This is a genomic window from Chelatococcus sp. GCM10030263 (assembly GCF_042666455.1).
Classification (GTDB): domain Bacteria; phylum Pseudomonadota; class Alphaproteobacteria; order Rhizobiales; family Beijerinckiaceae; genus Chelatococcus.
Genome location: NZ_JBHTDB010000002.1, coordinates 142,648 through 157,121, shown reverse-complemented (window position 1 = coordinate 157,121; position 14,474 = coordinate 142,648). Strand labels below are relative to the sequence as shown.

The window sequence follows — 14,474 nt, the reverse complement described above, 5'->3', positions numbered from 1 at the left end:
AGCATGCGGGAACTCGAGGGGCGCGTGGCGCTCGTCACCGGCGCCTCGCGCAATATCGGGCGGGCCATTGCGCTTGCGCTCGCCGAGGGCGGTGCCGGCGTGATCGTCGTCGGGCGACAGGATCGGGCGGCGGCCGAGGGCGTCGTCGCCGAGATCGAGGCCGCCGGCGGGCGGGCCGTGGCCGTGCTCGCCGACGTCACTCAGCCGGAGGACGTCGCGGCCATGGTCGCGGAAGGCCTGAAGGCCTTCGGGCGGCTCGACATTCTCGTCAACAACGCCGCCGTGCGCCACGAGTCGCCCTTCGCGGAGATGACCTACGAGGCCTGGCGCGCGACCATGGCGATCGGCCTCGATGCGGCCTTCCTCTGCGCCAAGGCGGCCTTGCCGGCGCTGAGCGAGGCGGGCGAGGGCACGATCATCAATATCGGAGGGCTCACCGCCTATACTGGGGCTGCCCATCGCGCCCATGTCGTCGCCGCCAAAGCCGGGCTCGACGGGCTGACCAAGGCGCTGGCGCATGATCTCGCCGAGCAGGGTATTACCGTCAATCTCGTCTCGCCGGGGCTCGTCGATACGGCGCGCGTCGGCAAGGAGCCGCACCATCACGCCAGCCGCAAAAATCTCGCCGGGCGGCGTGGCCGGCCGGACGAGATCGCCGCTGCTGTCCGCTTCCTCGCCGGACCGAACGCCCGCTACATCACCGGCCAGACGCTGCACGTCAACGGCGGGGCGTATCTGGGTTAGAGCGGGATGCCCCGAGACCCCCTCGGGCAGAGCGATCGCACAAGATGGACAGGCGCTCTGCACCTCTCCCCCGCCGGGGAGAGGGAACAAATCCTGCCTTGCGGCGGCCTTTCCCTTGAGCGTGATCGGCTCGGCCGCCGCGACCCGGTTGATGCGACCGGACGTCGGCCACCACGGCGAAGGATCAGCGCAGATCCGACAAATAATGGATGTGTTCGGTGAGGCAGACGCCAAGCCGCCATTCCACGGCGAAGCGGTCGAGCGAGAGCGCTAGCCGGTTGATCTGCAGCACGGGGGTTCCCGGCGCGACGCCGAGCACTTCGGCATCGGCGGCGCCGATACCGATCGCCTTCAGCTTCTCCTGCGTATTGGCGACGGTGACGCCGTAATGCACGGCGTAGAGCCCGTAGAGATTATTGGGCAGTTCCATGTCGGCGAGGCCGGGAAACATCGCCTCGGGCAGCGTGATGGCCTCGACGATGACCGGCCTGCCGTCGAGTGATCGCTGCCGGCGGATTCGCACGACGCGGGCATCTTTCGCCAGCGAAAGCACGCTACGCTCCTGCGCATTGGCGCGGCCATGGGAGAGCGCCAAGACGCGGCTTTCGGGAAAGCTGCGGCGGCCGTCGTCGGCGACGAGCTTGAAGAACTGGAAGAGGATGCGCTCCTCGTCGTGGCGCGCGACGAAAGTCCCGCGACCCTGGCGGCGCACCACCAGATTTTCGGCGGCCATGGCATCGAGCGCCTTGCGCACCGTGCCCTGGCTCACGCCAAGCTCGGCGGCAAGCTGCATCTCGCTGGGCAAAGGCTGGCCGGGCTGCCACACGCCGTCGACCAGCCGCCTGATCAGCGTGTCGCGAACCTGGCGGTAGAGCGGTCGGAAGCCGAAGCTCTCGGTGGGTGCGGCGGAGGTCGCTGCCTCCTCGCGCATGCGTGGCATTCTCGTTGCGCCCGTTGCCTCGCGAGCCATTCCGACATCCTGACGAGGGTCGGCGCTCGGCCCCCTGCTGCGATTCCTCTATCTTATATCAGACCGGAGATAGCGAACCAAATAGCGGCGTCAGCCGCAGCACCAAGCGCGGCCGCAGCTTCTGGTACTCTATAAGATATCTGTTATCTTAATCAGGCCCGGTCCCCTCATCGCCGGGTGGAACAAGCCTGTGCGCGCAAGCCGGCAAAGTCCGGCAGCAGGCGGCGGCGTCGCGCCGATCAATGCCCTTTAGGCGGGAGGATAAAGCCCATGCAGACATTCATGAAAGCCCTTTTCGGGATCGCCGCCCTGGCGCTGGCGGCCGCGCCGGCTCAGGCCCAATCCTATCCCACACGCTCGGTCACGATGATCGTGCCCTTTGCGGCGGGCGGGCCGAGCGATGCCATCGCGCGCCTCATCGGCGAAGCCATGGGCAAGACGCTCGGCCAGCAGATCGTCATCGAGAATGTGGCCGGGGCAGGCGGCACCACGGGTGCGGCGCGTGCCGCCAAGGCGGATCCGGACGGCTATACGCTCCTCATCCACCATGTCGCGTTGGCCGCCGGGGCTTCGCTCTATCCGAAGCTCGCCTATGACACGTCCACCGCCTTCGCGCCGATCGGTCTGGTCAACGGCGGTCCGATGGTGCTGATGACGAAGAACGACTATCCGGCGGACGATGCCGCCGCCCTGATCGCCAAGCTGAAGGCGGACGGCAGCAAGGTCACGGTGGCGCATGCCGGCGTGGGGTCCAACTCGCATCTGTGCACGCTGCTGCTGCAACAGGCGCTCGGCGTGAAATTCACGCAGGTCGCCTATCGCGGCACGGGGCCGGCCATGAACGACCTGATGGGCGGCCAGGTCGATCTGCTCTGCGACCAGTCGACGACCGCGGTGCCGCAGGTCGAGGGCAAGACGGTCAAGGGCTTCGCCGTGACGTCCAAGGATCGGCTGCCGGTGCTGAAGGATCTGCCGACCTTGCAGGAAGCGGGGCTCAAGGATTTCGACTTCACTATCTGGCACGGCCTTTATGCACCGGCGGGCACACCGCAGGACATTGTTGCGGCGCTGAACAAGGCGCTGCAGGTTGCGCTCACCGACAAGAACGTACTCGCCCGCTTCGCCGAAGTCGGCACCCAGCCATTTCCGGAGAGTGAGCGCTCGCCGGCGGCTCACAAGACGCAGTTCGACAAGGAAATCGCCACCTGGAAGCGGGTGATCGGCGAGGAAGGACTGAAGAATTAGGGCGGAGCTCCGCTGTTCGGCATCCCGGGTGGCGCGAGCGCGCTGTCCGGGGAGCCAGAACTCTGCCCGGCAGCCGCTGTGCGGTTCGGGACACGTGCAGGTGGTCCGCGTAATGGCTGCGCCGGCCGCTAGAGCCCTTTGATCTCGGCCAAGAGGCCCTCGGCAAGGGTGAGCCCTTCCGTTGCAGCCTTGCGGCGGAGTGCCAGCCGGCGGGCGCCCGGCAGGCGCGCGCCGTCCTGGGCGGTGATCGCCTCGGCCAGGGCCGCGAAACGCCCGACTGTGCCAGGGCCGCCGAGCTCCACCGGATCAAGCGCGAGGATGAGCTGGCCCGTGCCGGGAGGCGGCCCTTCCGCATCGAGGAAAGAGGAAGCCTCTGCCGCATAGGTCGCACCGGTGAGGCCGGCGGCGAGCAGTTCCACCATCAAGGCGAGCGCCGTGCCCTTGGCATCGCCCAGCGGCAGCATGGTGCCTTTCAGCGCCGCTGCCGGGTCGGTCGTCGGGCGGCCCTCTTCGTCGAGGGCCCAGCCTTCCGGGATCGGCTCGCCCTTCTGCTTGGCGGCCAAGATATTGCCGCGCGCCACCTTGGAGATCGAAAGATCGACGACGATCGGGGCGGCCCCCTCGACCGGGCAGGCGAAGGCGATGGGATTGGTGCCGAAGACGGCGCGCGATCCGCCCCAGGGCGCAATGGCTGCCGGTGTATTGGCGAAGAGCATGCCGATGAGCCCGGCCTCCGCCAGACGCTCCACCGCATGCCCAGCCGCGCCGCAATGGTGTGACCGGCGGATCGGCGCAACCGCGATGCCCTGGGCGCGCGCCACCTCGGGCAAGGCGGCGAGCGCCGCATCGAGCGCCGGATAGGCAAAGCCATGCGCGGCATCGACGGCGACGACGCTTGGCGCGGGCCGCGTTACGGCGGGTGCCGCAAAGCCGTCGACCTTGCCCACCTTGGCCTGCGCGGCATAGCTCGGCACGCGCGACAGGCCGTGGCCCTTGAGGCCGTCGGCCTCGGCGGCGACGAGGGCGCGGGCCACGCTCGCGGCATTGGCTTCGCTGGTCCGGCAACGGACGAGCGCCTCGGCGACGAGGCTCTGCGCTGCCTCGAGCGATAGAACGGGCATGGCTACTCCCCGCGCAAATGCTTGCGGACGTTGTCGACGGTGACCCAGGAGACGCGGATGTTCGATTCCATCGTCACGCCGGCGATATGCGGCGTGAGGACGAGATTCGGTACACCGGCAAAGACGCCCCCGCGCTCGGCCTTAAGCGGCTCGTCCTCGAACACGTCGAGGGCCGCGCCACCGAGGCGGCCGGCGGTGAGCGCGGCGGCAATGGCCGCCTCGTCCACGATGCCGCCGCGCGCCGCATTGATGACGATGGCGTCCGGCTTCATGCGCGCGAGCGCCTCGGTGCCGATCATATGGCGGGTTTCGGCCGTGAGCGGCACATGCAGCGACAGCACGTCGGACGTGGCCAGGAGATCGTCGAGCGCAAGCGCCGTCACCTTGCCCCAAGGGCCGCTCCAGGCCGCATGGTCCGCGGGCAGATAGGGGTCGAAGGCCGCGACCTCCATGCCGAGCGCGATCGCCCGGCGCGCCGTCTCACGCGCGATCGAGCCATAACCGACGAGACCCATCCGCTTGCCGGCGATCTCGCGGCCGACAAGGGCGTTGCGCGGCCATTCGCCGGCGGCCACCGCGGCCGTCGCGCCATAGGCCCCGCGCAACAGGAGCAGGGCGGTGGCGATGACATATTCGGCGACCGAGACGTCATTGGCGCCGGAGGCGGGATAAACGGCGATGCCGCGCGCCTTGCAGGCTTCCATGTCGATATTGTCGAGGCCGACGCCGAGCCGGCCGACGACTTTGAGTTGTGGCGCCGCGTCAAGCAGCGCGCCGCGCACCTGCGTGCGGTTACGGACGATGAGCGCCTCGGCCGTGGCGAGTGCCGCCGCGAGATCGTCCGGCCTATCCACGAGGGTCGGGTCGTAGAGCACGTCGAAGCCGTCGAGCCCGCGGCGGATCGCGTCTTCGTCCATGAATTCGGAAATGACGATCATCGGCGATGCCCTTGTCTGGCTCAGCGTCATAGCGGCCGCTACGTCGTCCCCGGCCTTGTGCCCGGGGATCCCGATGCGAAGAACGCAACGACTGTAGCCCTTCTGATCGGGATGGCACGGAACTCGGCTGCTGCCGCGTTCCGCACGCCGGAGGCGCCGAAATCGGAAATTTCCGACTCAGCGCCGAGCCCGTCTGTGACGCCAATAACTGCAGCGAGTTGCCCCCGGCCAGCGCTACCGTTGCCGACGACGAAACGCGTCCAGCGTTAAGCGCTCCGATAGAGCTTGGTCATCACGAATTCGCGGTGACCGAGCGACTCGGCCGCAGTGAGGCGGCCATTCGCTGTACGCTGAATCATGCTGATCAGCGCATCGCCCGCCGTCTCGAGCGTCTGGTCGCGGCGCAGGATGCCGGTGACGTCGACGTCGATATGCTCGCTCATGGTGCGCATAGTCTTCGGATTGCCGGTGATCTTGATGACCGGCAGGATCGGATTGCCGATGACGTTGCCCTGCCCAGTCGGGAAGGTGTGCACGACATAGCCGCCCGCTGCCATCAGGGTCACGCATTCGGCCGCGGCCGAGGACGTGTCCATGTAGTAGAGCCCAGGGCCCTTCGCCGGCGCTTCGGCCGGTTTCAGGATGTCGATATACTTCGACTTGCGGCCGATCTTCTCGAGATTGCCCATCGCTTTTTCTTCGATGGTCGTGAGACCACCGGCGATATTGCCCTTGGTCGGCTGGCTGTCGGAGAGGTCGTCGGTCTTGTGCGCCTCGATGACTTCGTCCTGGTAGGCCTTCCACATCTGGTACCAGCGCTCGCCAAGCTCGGGCGTCGCCGCGCGTGCCTTGCAGAGATGCTCGGCGCCGGTGATCTCCGAGGTCTCGCCGAAGACGCCATAGATGCCGATCGGCAAGAGCTTGTCGTACATATTGCCGACGGTCGGGCAGGAGGAGAGCCCCGTCGTCGTGTCGGACTCGCCGCATTTGGTCGAGACCCAGAGCTCGCTCAAGGGAAATTCCTCGCGCTGAAGCTCGGTCGCCCATTGCAGATACTGCTTGGCGACATAGGAGGCGCGGGCGATGGTCGCGATATCGCCATAGCCCTCGATGCCGAAGCCCGAGACGGGCTTGCCGGTCTTGGCGATGCCGTCGACGACGCGCTTCGTCCAGCCGTCCTCGATGCCGATCACCACGACGGCCGCGACATTGGGGTTCGAGCCGATGCCGATCAGCGTGCGGAAGTGGAGATCGAGATCCTCGCCGAACTGCAGGCGGCCGTAATGATGGGGCAGGGCGAGCGTGCCCTTGATGTTGTTGGCGACGGCCTCGCAGGCCGCATTCGACAGGTCGTCGAGCGGCAGGAGAACGACATGGTTGCGCACGCCGACACGGCCGTTCTCACGCTTCCAGCCGTGGAAGGTGAGCTTGCTGTAATCGCCGTTGGCGAAGATGCCCTTGGTCTGGGCGGTCGAGGCCGCGATGGCTGCTTCGGAATTCGTTTGCATGGTCCCGCTCCTCACCAGCGCTTCGTCTTCACATTGTGGATGTGAAGATGCTCGCCCTTGCGGATGTCGGCGATCGCCTTGCCGATGTCCTCGCCGTATTTGATGATCGTATCGCCGGTCCGGATATCCTTCAGCGCCACCTTATGGCCGATCGGAATGTCCTGGGTGGCCGCCAGCGTGAAGGTGGTGTCGTTTTCCGTGATCAGGCACAGCATCTCGGTGCCGGCCTTCAGATCTTCGACGACCACGACGCCGCAGCTGTCTTGCGGCGCGTGGACCAGGCATTGCGGAATGCTCATTGGATCTCCTCGGGGCTCCCTGAGACCTGCCGTGCCACGGCAGGGCCGATCAAGCAACGTTGCCAGGGAATGGTCAGGCCCGCCGCCGGGCAGTCCCGGGCGGGCGATCAAGGCCGCGGCCATCTCTTGTATAAGACATAAGACAAGATGAGGTGTCAACGGCTTGACGCGAAACCCCGCAGCCATGTCGCGGCTGCACATCGGCGGACCTCCGGCGGCGTTGGCGCGCCGGCACCCTTGCACTACAGTCCGCGCCGCCCAGCCTGGGCTATCAGACATCCTCCATGGCATCGGATCGTCCGGACCCGCCATGACCGAGCGAGGTTCGGTTCGTTGAATCCATCACTTCTCTGGATCCCCGCCACGCTCATCGCGGCACTGACCCAGACCGCGCGCAACGCCATGCAGCGCAATCTCACCGGGGCGCTCGGGACCGTCGGAGCAACGCAGGTCCGCTTCCTTTATGGCCTGCCCTTCGCGCTCGTCTTCCTTGCGGGCGTTCTCCTCGTCGGCGGCGAGAGCCTGCCTGCGATCGACGCCCGGAGCCTCGCCTTCACGCTTGGCGGGGCCGTCACGCAGATCCTCGCGACCGCCCTGATGCTGCTCACCATGAAGGAGCGCTCGTTCTCCGTGACGATCGCGCTCATCAAGCTCGAGCCCGTGCTCGTCGCTGTGGGCGGGATCCTGGTTCTGCGGGACGTTCCGACGCCGCTCGCCGGGCTCGGCATCATCGTCGCGACTTGCGGCGTGGTCCTGCTATCGCTCAAGCCGGGCGCGGCGGCGGGCTGGATCGGCGGGCGGCCGATCGCGCTCGGCATCCTGGCCGCGGGTCTGTTCGCCATCTCGGCGATTTGCTTCCGCGGCGCCATCATTCACCTGCCGACCGGCTCCTTCGTCATCCGCGCCACGACCATTCTGGTGATCAGTCTCTTCCTGCAGACGCTGATCCTGGTCGGCTGGATGGTGCTCTTCAACCGGCGGGCGCTTGCGGCTTGCCTGCGTGCCTGGCGCCCGTCGCTTCTGGCCGGCCTCACCGGGGCGCTCGCCTCGCAGTTCTGGTTCATCGGCTTTTCGCTGACGAGCGCCGCGAATGTGCGCACGCTGGCGCTCGTCGAGGTGCTCTTCGCCCAGGCCGTCTCCCACAGGCTGCTGGCGCAGGCGACGAGCCGGCGCGATCTCACGGGCATCGTGCTGATCGTCGCCGGGGTCGGGTTGCTTCTCGCCAACACGGCCTGATCTCTGGCCGGCGCTAGTGGCCGGGAGCGACCTGCAAAATCGCCTCGATCTCGACCGTCATGCGGTTCGGCAGCGAGCCCATCCCGACCGCCGAGCGGGCGTGACGGCCGGCCTCCCCCAGCACCTCGACGAGGAGATCCGAGCAGCCGTTGATGACCTTGGGATGATCGGCGAAATCGGGCTCGGCATTGACCATGCCGAGAAGCTTCACGACAGCCTGGATCCTGGACAGCTCGCCGACGGCCATCTTGGCGACGGCGAGCAGCTGCAACCCGACCGTGCGCGCATCGGCATAGCCCTGCTCGATGGAGACGTCCTTGCCGAGACGTCCGACACTGTAGCCGCCACTCGGGAGCCGCGGACCCTGGCCGGAGAGGTAAAGCATGTCGCCGACGAGCCTGAAGGGCACATAGGTCGCGATGGGGCTGGGCGGGGTGGGCAAGGTGAGGCCCATCGACGCGAGCTTTTCTTCCGGTGTCATGCGGGTTCCTTCAGTGCAGAACAATCAAAGGGTCATGGCTTTGCAAGCCATGGGCGATTGATAAGGCCGTCATACGACGGCGGTCCAGGGATTGATGATCATCAACCCCGTATCAGCGAAGTCTGCGATGTTGCGGGTTGCCAGGGAAGCGCCCCGCGAGAGCGCGATGGCGGCGATCTGCGCGTCGAATTGGCTGATCGGCTTGCCTGACTGCCGTCGCGCTGTTGCGATCAGAGCATAGACTTCCGCCGCATCACTGTCGAAGGGTAGAATTCGTCCCCTGAAGTCTTCCGTGAATATGGGTGTGATCGCCGCCTCCAACGTGTGGCGTCCGCGACCCGCCGGGAGGAGCCCAATGCCGTAAAGAATTTCGGCTTGGGTGATCGTCGTCGTGAAAATCGCGGAGGGGGTCTGGGCGCCGAGCCAAGCCTCCACGGTTGGTGTCGGGACCGGCGCCAGCATTTCCGAAATGACGTTGGTATCGAGGGCGATCACGCGATCAGCGGCCGAAGTCGACCGGATCGCGAATAGGCTCGCGCGGCGGAATGTCGAGCACCACGCCCCCTGTCGGCGCCAGGCGTGCGCGTATGACTTCGGCGAGGTTGCGCGGACCCGGTGCCTCGGCTGACAGCGCCGCGCGCAGGATGTAGCGCGCCTCGTCCTCCATGGAACGGCCATGGGCGGCAGCGCGCAAACGCAGGCGTGCCTTTAGACGGTCGTCGATGTTGCGAATCGTCATGCTGGCCACGGGCAGCCTCCATCAATGATTGCAGATTAATCATTGATGGCATGCGCATCTAGGGCCGACCGCTGGATGGATTGGAGCGACAGCGCCGACTCATGAAATGCCGCCGCATGATGTATGCTCTGGGAACAGTCGTGGCACAGGGAGGATAAGGCATGGCGCGGGGCTTCATCGTCGGCTGGGCGCACACGCCCTTCGGCAAGGCCGAAGATCCGGATACGGAAAGCCTGATGGCGCGCGTCTCCGGTGCCGCGCTCGATCATGCCGGCGTTCCAGCGGAGGCCGTCGACGGCATCTATGTCGGCGTCATGAACAATGGCTTCTCCAAGCAGGATTTTCAGGCCTCGCTCGTGGCGCTCGCCGACGAACGGCTCGCCCATGCCCCCGCCACCCGGCTGGAGAATGCCTGCGCCACCGGCTCGGCGGCACTCAACGCGGCGCTCGATTTCGTCGAATCCGGGCGCGGCCGGGTAGCGCTCGTGGTCGGGGCCGAGAAGATGACGGCCAAGTCGACGACCGAGACCGGCGATATCCTGCTCGGCGCCAGCTACCGCAAGGAGGAGGCCGAGGTGGAGGCCGGGTTCGCCGGCCTCTTCGGGCGCATTGCGTCGGCCTATTTCCAGCGCTACGGGGACCGCTCGGAGGAGCTCGCGCGCATTGCCGCGAAGAACCATAAAAACGGGGTCGCCAATCCTTACGCCCAGATGCGCAAGGACCTCGGCTTCGCCTTCTGCAATACGGTTTCGGACAAGAACCCTTATGTCGCCGCGCCGCTCCGGCGCACGGACTGTTCACTGATCTCGGACGGTGCCGCCGCGCTCGTCGTCGCCGACGAGGAGGTCGCGGCCGATCTCGCGCGCGCCATCGGCTTTCGCGCGCGTTGCCAGGCGAACGACATTCTGCCTTTGAGCCGGCGTGACCCCACGGCATTCGAAGGTGCGCGCCGCGCCTGGCGGGGAGCGCTGGAGGCGGCCGGCATGGCGGCCGTGGATTTATCGCTGGTCGAGACGCATGACTGCTTCACCATCGCCGAGCTCATCCATTACGAAGCGATGGGGCTCGCAGCACCCGGCGAGGCTTGGCGGGTGGTGCGCGAGGGCGTCACGGAGAAGGAGGGGCGCCTTCCGGTCAATCCCTCGGGCGGCCTCAAGAGCAAGGGTCACCCCATCGGCGCGACCGGTGTCTCCATGCATGTGATGGCGGCCATGCAGCTCATGGGCGAGGCGGGCGACATGCAGATACCTGGCGCCACCGCCGCCGGCGTCTTCAACATGGGCGGTGCGGCGGTTGCCAATTACGTCTCGATCCTGGAGCGGGCGCGTTAGAATGCCCGCCGGTCCGTTGGTTCCCTCTCCCCGGCGGGGAGAGGTCGGACGCGAAGCGGCCGGGTGAGGGGGATTTCTAGCTTTCGAACACGATGCCCCCCTGTCCCTCTCCCCGCCGGGGAGAGGGAGCGACACGCGATGTGCGATCGTCCTCCCTCACGGGAGAGCGCAGGTCGAGGACCTTTCTCTAATGCAGCGGTGCCCCGTTGCTCCCCTCCCTACCCCCCTATAGATTTCGTCCGAAGGCATCGGCGATCACGCCGCCCGCCGGGAGGGGATCGGGGCATGACGGCACTTGCGACGCTCGTCGACCGCACGAGCGCGGCCTTCCAAGAAAGTGACGCTCATAACCGCGCCCTCGCAGAGGAGCTCCGCGCCAAGATCGCGGCCGCGGCGCGCGGCGGTCCGGAGGCGGCGCGCGAGCGCCACGTAGCCCGCGGCAAGCTCCTGCCGCGCGACCGCGTGATGCGGCTCATCGATCCCGGCTCGCCCTTCCTCGAAATCGGTGCGCTGGCGGCCAATGGCCTTTATGGCAACGAGGCGCCGGGTGCCGGGCTCATCGCGGGCATCGGCCGCGTGGCCGGCCGCGAGGTCATGATCGTCGCCAATGACGCGACCGTCAAAGGCGGTGCCTATTTCCCGATGACGGTGAAGAAGCATTTGCGGGCGCAGGAGATCGCGCGCGAAAACCGTTTGCCGGCCATCTATCTCGTGGATTCCGGCGGCGCCAACCTGCCGCATCAGGCGGAGGTCTTCCCGGATCGCGAGCATTTCGGCCGCATCTTTTTCAACCAGGCGGTGATGTCCTCGGAGGGCATCCCACAGATCGCCTGCGTGATGGGGAGCTGCACGGCCGGCGGTGCCTATGTGCCGGCCATGTCCGACGAGACGGTGATCGTCCGCAACCAGGGTACGATCTTTCTCGCCGGCCCGCCGCTCGTGAAGGCCGCGACCGGCGAGGTGATCTCGGCGGAGGAGCTCGGCGGCGCAGAGACGCACGGCCGGCGCTCCGGCGTCGTCGACCATGTGGCGGAGAACGACGCGCATGCGCTCCTCATCGTCCGCGAGATCGTCGCGAGCCTCAACAGCGTGAAGGCGGTTGATATCGACCTCGCGCCGCCGCGCCCGCCGGCGCTCGACCCCGACGACCTTTACGGCCTCATCCCGCGCGACGTGCGCGCGCCCTACGAGGTGCGCGAGGTTATCGGCCGCATTGTCGATGGGTCGGAATTCCATGAATTCAAGGCACTCTACGGCACGACGCTCGTCTGCGGCTTCGCCCGCATCTGGGGCATGCCGGTCGCCATTCTCGCCAATAACGGCGTGCTCTTCTCGGAAAGCGCGCTGAAGGGCGCGCATTTCATCGAGCTCGCCTGCCAGCGGCGCATTCCGCTGCTCTTCCTGCAGAATATTTCGGGCTTCATGGTCGGCGGCAAATATGAGGCGGGCGGCATCGCCAAGGATGGCGCCAAGCTCGTCACCGCGGTTGCGACCGCGAGCGTGCCGAAGATCACGGTGATCATCGGCGGCTCCTTCGGGGCCGGCAATTACGGCATGTGCGGCCGCGCCTATGGGCCGCGCTTCCTCTTCACCTGGCCGAACAGCCGCATCAGCGTCATGGGCGGCGAGCAGGCGGCCTCCGTGCTCGCCACCATCCGCCGCGACGCGCTGGAGGCGAAGGGCGGGAGCTGGCCGGCCGAGGAGGAAGAGGCTTTCAAGGCGCCGATCCGCGAGCGCTACGAGGCGGAGGGCAATCCCTATTACGCCACCGCCCGGCTCTGGGACGACGGCATCATCGATCCCGTCGAGACACGCGACGTGCTGGGGCTCGCCTTCGCGGCTGCGCTCAACGCACCCATCCCCGCCCAGCCCCGCTTCGGCGTGTTCCGGATGTGACGATGATCGAAAGCCTCCTCATCGCCAATCGCGGCGAGATCGCCCGCCGCATCATCAGAACGGCGCGGCGGCTTGGCATCCGCACCATCGCCGTCTATTCTGAGGCCGATGCCGGGCTTCCCTTCGTGCGCGAGGCGGACGTGGGCGTAGCCATCGGCCCGGCGCCGGCGCGCGACAGCTATCTCGACGGCGAGAAGATCCTGGCGGCCGCCAAGGCGACAGGTGCGGCGGCCATCCACCCCGGCTACGGCTTTCTCTCGGAGAACGCCGAATTCGCGGAAGCCGTCATGGCCGCAGGGCTGGTCTGGGTCGGCGCGCCGCCGGCCGCTATCCGCGCCATGGGCTTGAAGGATGCTGCCAAGGCGCTGATGCAGCAGGCCGGCGTGCCGGTGACCCCCGGCTATCTCGGCGAGGACCAGTCCCCCGAGCGCCTGCAGAGCGAAGCCGACGCCATCGGCTATCCCGTGCTCATCAAGGCAGTCGCCGGCGGCGGCGGCAAAGGCATGCGACGCGTCGATAAACTCGCAGATTTCGCCGCGGCGCTCGCCTCCTGCCGTCGCGAGGCCGCAAGTGCCTTCGGCGACGACCGCGTGCTGCTCGAGAAATACATCCTGAACCCGCGCCATATCGAGGTGCAGGTCTTCGGCGACAGCCAGGGCAATGTCGTCCATCTCTTCGAGCGTGACTGCTCGCTGCAGCGCCGGCACCAGAAGGTGATCGAGGAGGCGCCGGCCCCCGGCATGGACGCAGCGACCCGCGCCGCCATCTGCGAAGCGGCCGTGAAGGCGGCGAGGGCGGTTGACTATGTCGGCGCCGGCACCATCGAATTCATCGCCGATGCCTCGGAGGGGCTCCGCGCCGACCGCATCTGGTTCATGGAAATGAACACGCGGCTGCAGGTGGAGCATCCGGTGACAGAGGCGATCACCGGCCAGGATCTCGTGGAATGGCAGCTTCGAGTGGCTTCAGGCGATCCGCTGCCCAAACACCAAGACGAGCTCGCGATCGGTGGCTGGGCGATGGAGGCGCGGCTTTATGCCGAAAACCCGGCGAGCGGCTTTCTGCCCTCCACCGGGCCGCTGACGCATCTCAAGCTGCGCGAGGATATCCGCGTCGACAGCGGCGTCCAGCAAGGCGGGGAGGTCACGCCGCACTATGACCCGATGATCGCCAAGCTCATCGTCCATGCGACGGACCGCGCGCAAGCCGCGGCGAAGCTCGCCGCCGCCTGCCGGGCAGTCGAGGTCTGGCCGGTGAAGACCAATGCCGCCTTCCTCGCCCGTGCGGCCGCAGATCCGGCTTTCATCGCGGGGCGCGTGGACACCGGCTTCATCGAGCGTCATGCGGCGCGCCTCGTGCCGGGCGCGGAGCCGGATTCGGCCGTCCTGCAGGCTGCCGCCCGCGCCGTGCTGCCGGATGCTCCCAACGATCCCTGGACGGCGCTCGCCGGCTTCCGCATGGCCGCACCGGCCTGGCGGGAGATCGCGGTCGAGGTCGCCGGGCGCAGCCATCTCGTTACACTCGACGAGGCCGCCCAGTCTGGCGCCAGCCGTGCCGTGACTCTGCCGAGTGGGGAGCGCGTCCTCTTCCGCGACGGTGAGGCCTGGACCTTCGGTTTGCCTAGGCCCGACCGTGCCGCTGGCGGCGCCGCCGCAGACGGGTCGCTGCTCGCGCCAATGCCGGGGCGCGTCATCGCTGTCGATACCCAAGCCGGCGCACGCGTTCGCCAGGGCGACCGGCTCGTTGTCCTCGAAGCCATGAAGATGGAGCAGGGCCTCGTCGCCCCCTTCGACGGAGTCGTCGCGGAGCTCAAGGCGAGCGTCGGCGCGCAGGTCAGCGAAGGCGCACTGCTCGTCAGGATTGAGAAGGCGGGCTGATCAGCGCGTCCTCGCCCCCATCTCCTGTCACGAGCGCAGCAAATCAAGATGCTTAAACGCTCTAGTTGCGAATAAGTTGCACTTGCAGA

14 protein-coding genes are annotated in these 14,474 nt (G+C 67.3%); 6 read left to right on the top strand and 8 right to left on the bottom strand.

From position 1 onward, the window contains the following. Nucleotides 1-3 precede the first annotated feature (3 nt). Nucleotides 4-744 carry an SDR family NAD(P)-dependent oxidoreductase gene (locus ACFQU1_RS00740; RefSeq protein WP_378128294.1) on the top strand — a complete coding sequence of 247 codons (741 nt, stop codon included), beginning with the start codon at nucleotides 4-6 and terminating at the stop codon, nucleotides 742-744. A gap of 184 nt (nucleotides 745-928) precedes the next feature. Here ACFQU1_RS00740 and ACFQU1_RS00735 read toward each other — a convergent pair whose 3' ends face one another. Then, nucleotides 929-1,714: a GntR family transcriptional regulator gene (locus ACFQU1_RS00735; protein WP_378128293.1), complete on the bottom strand. Its 786-nt coding sequence runs from the start codon at nucleotides 1,712-1,714 to the stop codon at nucleotides 929-931. Between the two features lie 270 nt (nucleotides 1,715-1,984). Between ACFQU1_RS00735 and ACFQU1_RS00730 the strand changes: the two genes are divergently transcribed. After that, nucleotides 1,985-2,959, top strand: a complete 975-nt coding sequence (locus ACFQU1_RS00730; protein WP_378128292.1) for a tripartite tricarboxylate transporter substrate-binding protein — start codon at nucleotides 1,985-1,987, stop codon at nucleotides 2,957-2,959. 128 nt (nucleotides 2,960-3,087) lie between these two features. On the opposite strand, the gene ACFQU1_RS00725 is transcribed toward ACFQU1_RS00730, so the two are convergent. The 4 genes from ACFQU1_RS00725 to ACFQU1_RS00710 all read right to left on the bottom strand — a co-directional run bounded on the left by ACFQU1_RS00725 (nucleotide 3,088) and on the right by ACFQU1_RS00710 (nucleotide 6,825). Next, a complete protein-coding gene (locus ACFQU1_RS00725; protein ID WP_378128291.1) occupies nucleotides 3,088-4,080 on the bottom strand; it encodes an Ldh family oxidoreductase in 993 nt (330 codons plus the stop codon). 2 nt (nucleotides 4,081-4,082) lie between these two features. Then, entirely contained in the window at nucleotides 4,083-5,018 is a 936-nt protein-coding gene (locus ACFQU1_RS00720; RefSeq protein ID WP_378128290.1) for a hydroxyacid dehydrogenase, read from the bottom strand. Between the two features lie 266 nt (nucleotides 5,019-5,284). Then, entirely contained in the window at nucleotides 5,285-6,526 is a 1,242-nt protein-coding gene (locus tag ACFQU1_RS00715) for a UxaA family hydrolase (protein ID WP_378128289.1), read from the bottom strand. Between the two features lie 11 nt (nucleotides 6,527-6,537). After that, nucleotides 6,538-6,825, bottom strand: coding sequence for a UxaA family hydrolase (locus ACFQU1_RS00710; protein WP_378128288.1), 288 nt, complete (start codon nucleotides 6,823-6,825; stop codon nucleotides 6,538-6,540). A gap of 333 nt (nucleotides 6,826-7,158) precedes the next feature. On the opposite strand from ACFQU1_RS00710, the gene ACFQU1_RS00705 reads away from it, so the two are divergent. Then, nucleotides 7,159-8,061, top strand: coding sequence for an EamA family transporter (locus ACFQU1_RS00705; RefSeq protein WP_378128287.1), 903 nt, complete (start codon nucleotides 7,159-7,161; stop codon nucleotides 8,059-8,061). Between the two features lie 13 nt (nucleotides 8,062-8,074). Here ACFQU1_RS00705 and ACFQU1_RS00700 read toward each other — a convergent pair whose 3' ends face one another. The 3 genes from ACFQU1_RS00700 to ACFQU1_RS00690 all read right to left on the bottom strand — a co-directional run bounded on the left by ACFQU1_RS00700 (nucleotide 8,075) and on the right by ACFQU1_RS00690 (nucleotide 9,290). After that, on the bottom strand, nucleotides 8,075-8,542 hold the full coding sequence (locus ACFQU1_RS00700; RefSeq protein ID WP_378128286.1) for a RidA family protein: 468 nt from the start codon (nucleotides 8,540-8,542) through the stop codon (nucleotides 8,075-8,077). Nucleotides 8,543-8,611: 69 nt separating this feature from the next. After that, nucleotides 8,612-9,037: a type II toxin-antitoxin system VapC family toxin gene (locus tag ACFQU1_RS00695; protein WP_378128285.1), complete on the bottom strand. Its 426-nt coding sequence runs from the start codon at nucleotides 9,035-9,037 to the stop codon at nucleotides 8,612-8,614. A gap of 4 nt (nucleotides 9,038-9,041) precedes the next feature. Beyond that, nucleotides 9,042-9,290, bottom strand: a complete 249-nt coding sequence (locus tag ACFQU1_RS00690) for a plasmid stabilization protein (protein WP_378128284.1) — start codon at nucleotides 9,288-9,290, stop codon at nucleotides 9,042-9,044. Nucleotides 9,291-9,442: 152 nt separating this feature from the next. Between ACFQU1_RS00690 and ACFQU1_RS00685 the strand changes: the two genes are divergently transcribed. From ACFQU1_RS00685 to ACFQU1_RS00675, 3 genes are all read left to right on the top strand, one after another. Further along, the gene (locus tag ACFQU1_RS00685; RefSeq protein WP_378128283.1) at nucleotides 9,443-10,612 is read left to right on the top strand and encodes an acetyl-CoA acetyltransferase; all 1,170 of its coding nucleotides are present in this window, start codon (nucleotides 9,443-9,445) and stop codon (nucleotides 10,610-10,612) included. Nucleotides 10,613-10,897: 285 nt separating this feature from the next. After that, nucleotides 10,898-12,508 carry a carboxyl transferase domain-containing protein gene (locus ACFQU1_RS00680; RefSeq protein ID WP_378128282.1) on the top strand — a complete coding sequence of 537 codons (1,611 nt, stop codon included), beginning with the start codon at nucleotides 10,898-10,900 and terminating at the stop codon, nucleotides 12,506-12,508. A gap of 2 nt (nucleotides 12,509-12,510) precedes the next feature. Then, entirely contained in the window at nucleotides 12,511-14,385 is a 1,875-nt protein-coding gene (locus ACFQU1_RS00675; RefSeq protein WP_378128281.1) for a biotin carboxylase N-terminal domain-containing protein, read from the top strand. The last annotated feature ends 89 nt before the right edge of the window (nucleotides 14,386-14,474 follow it).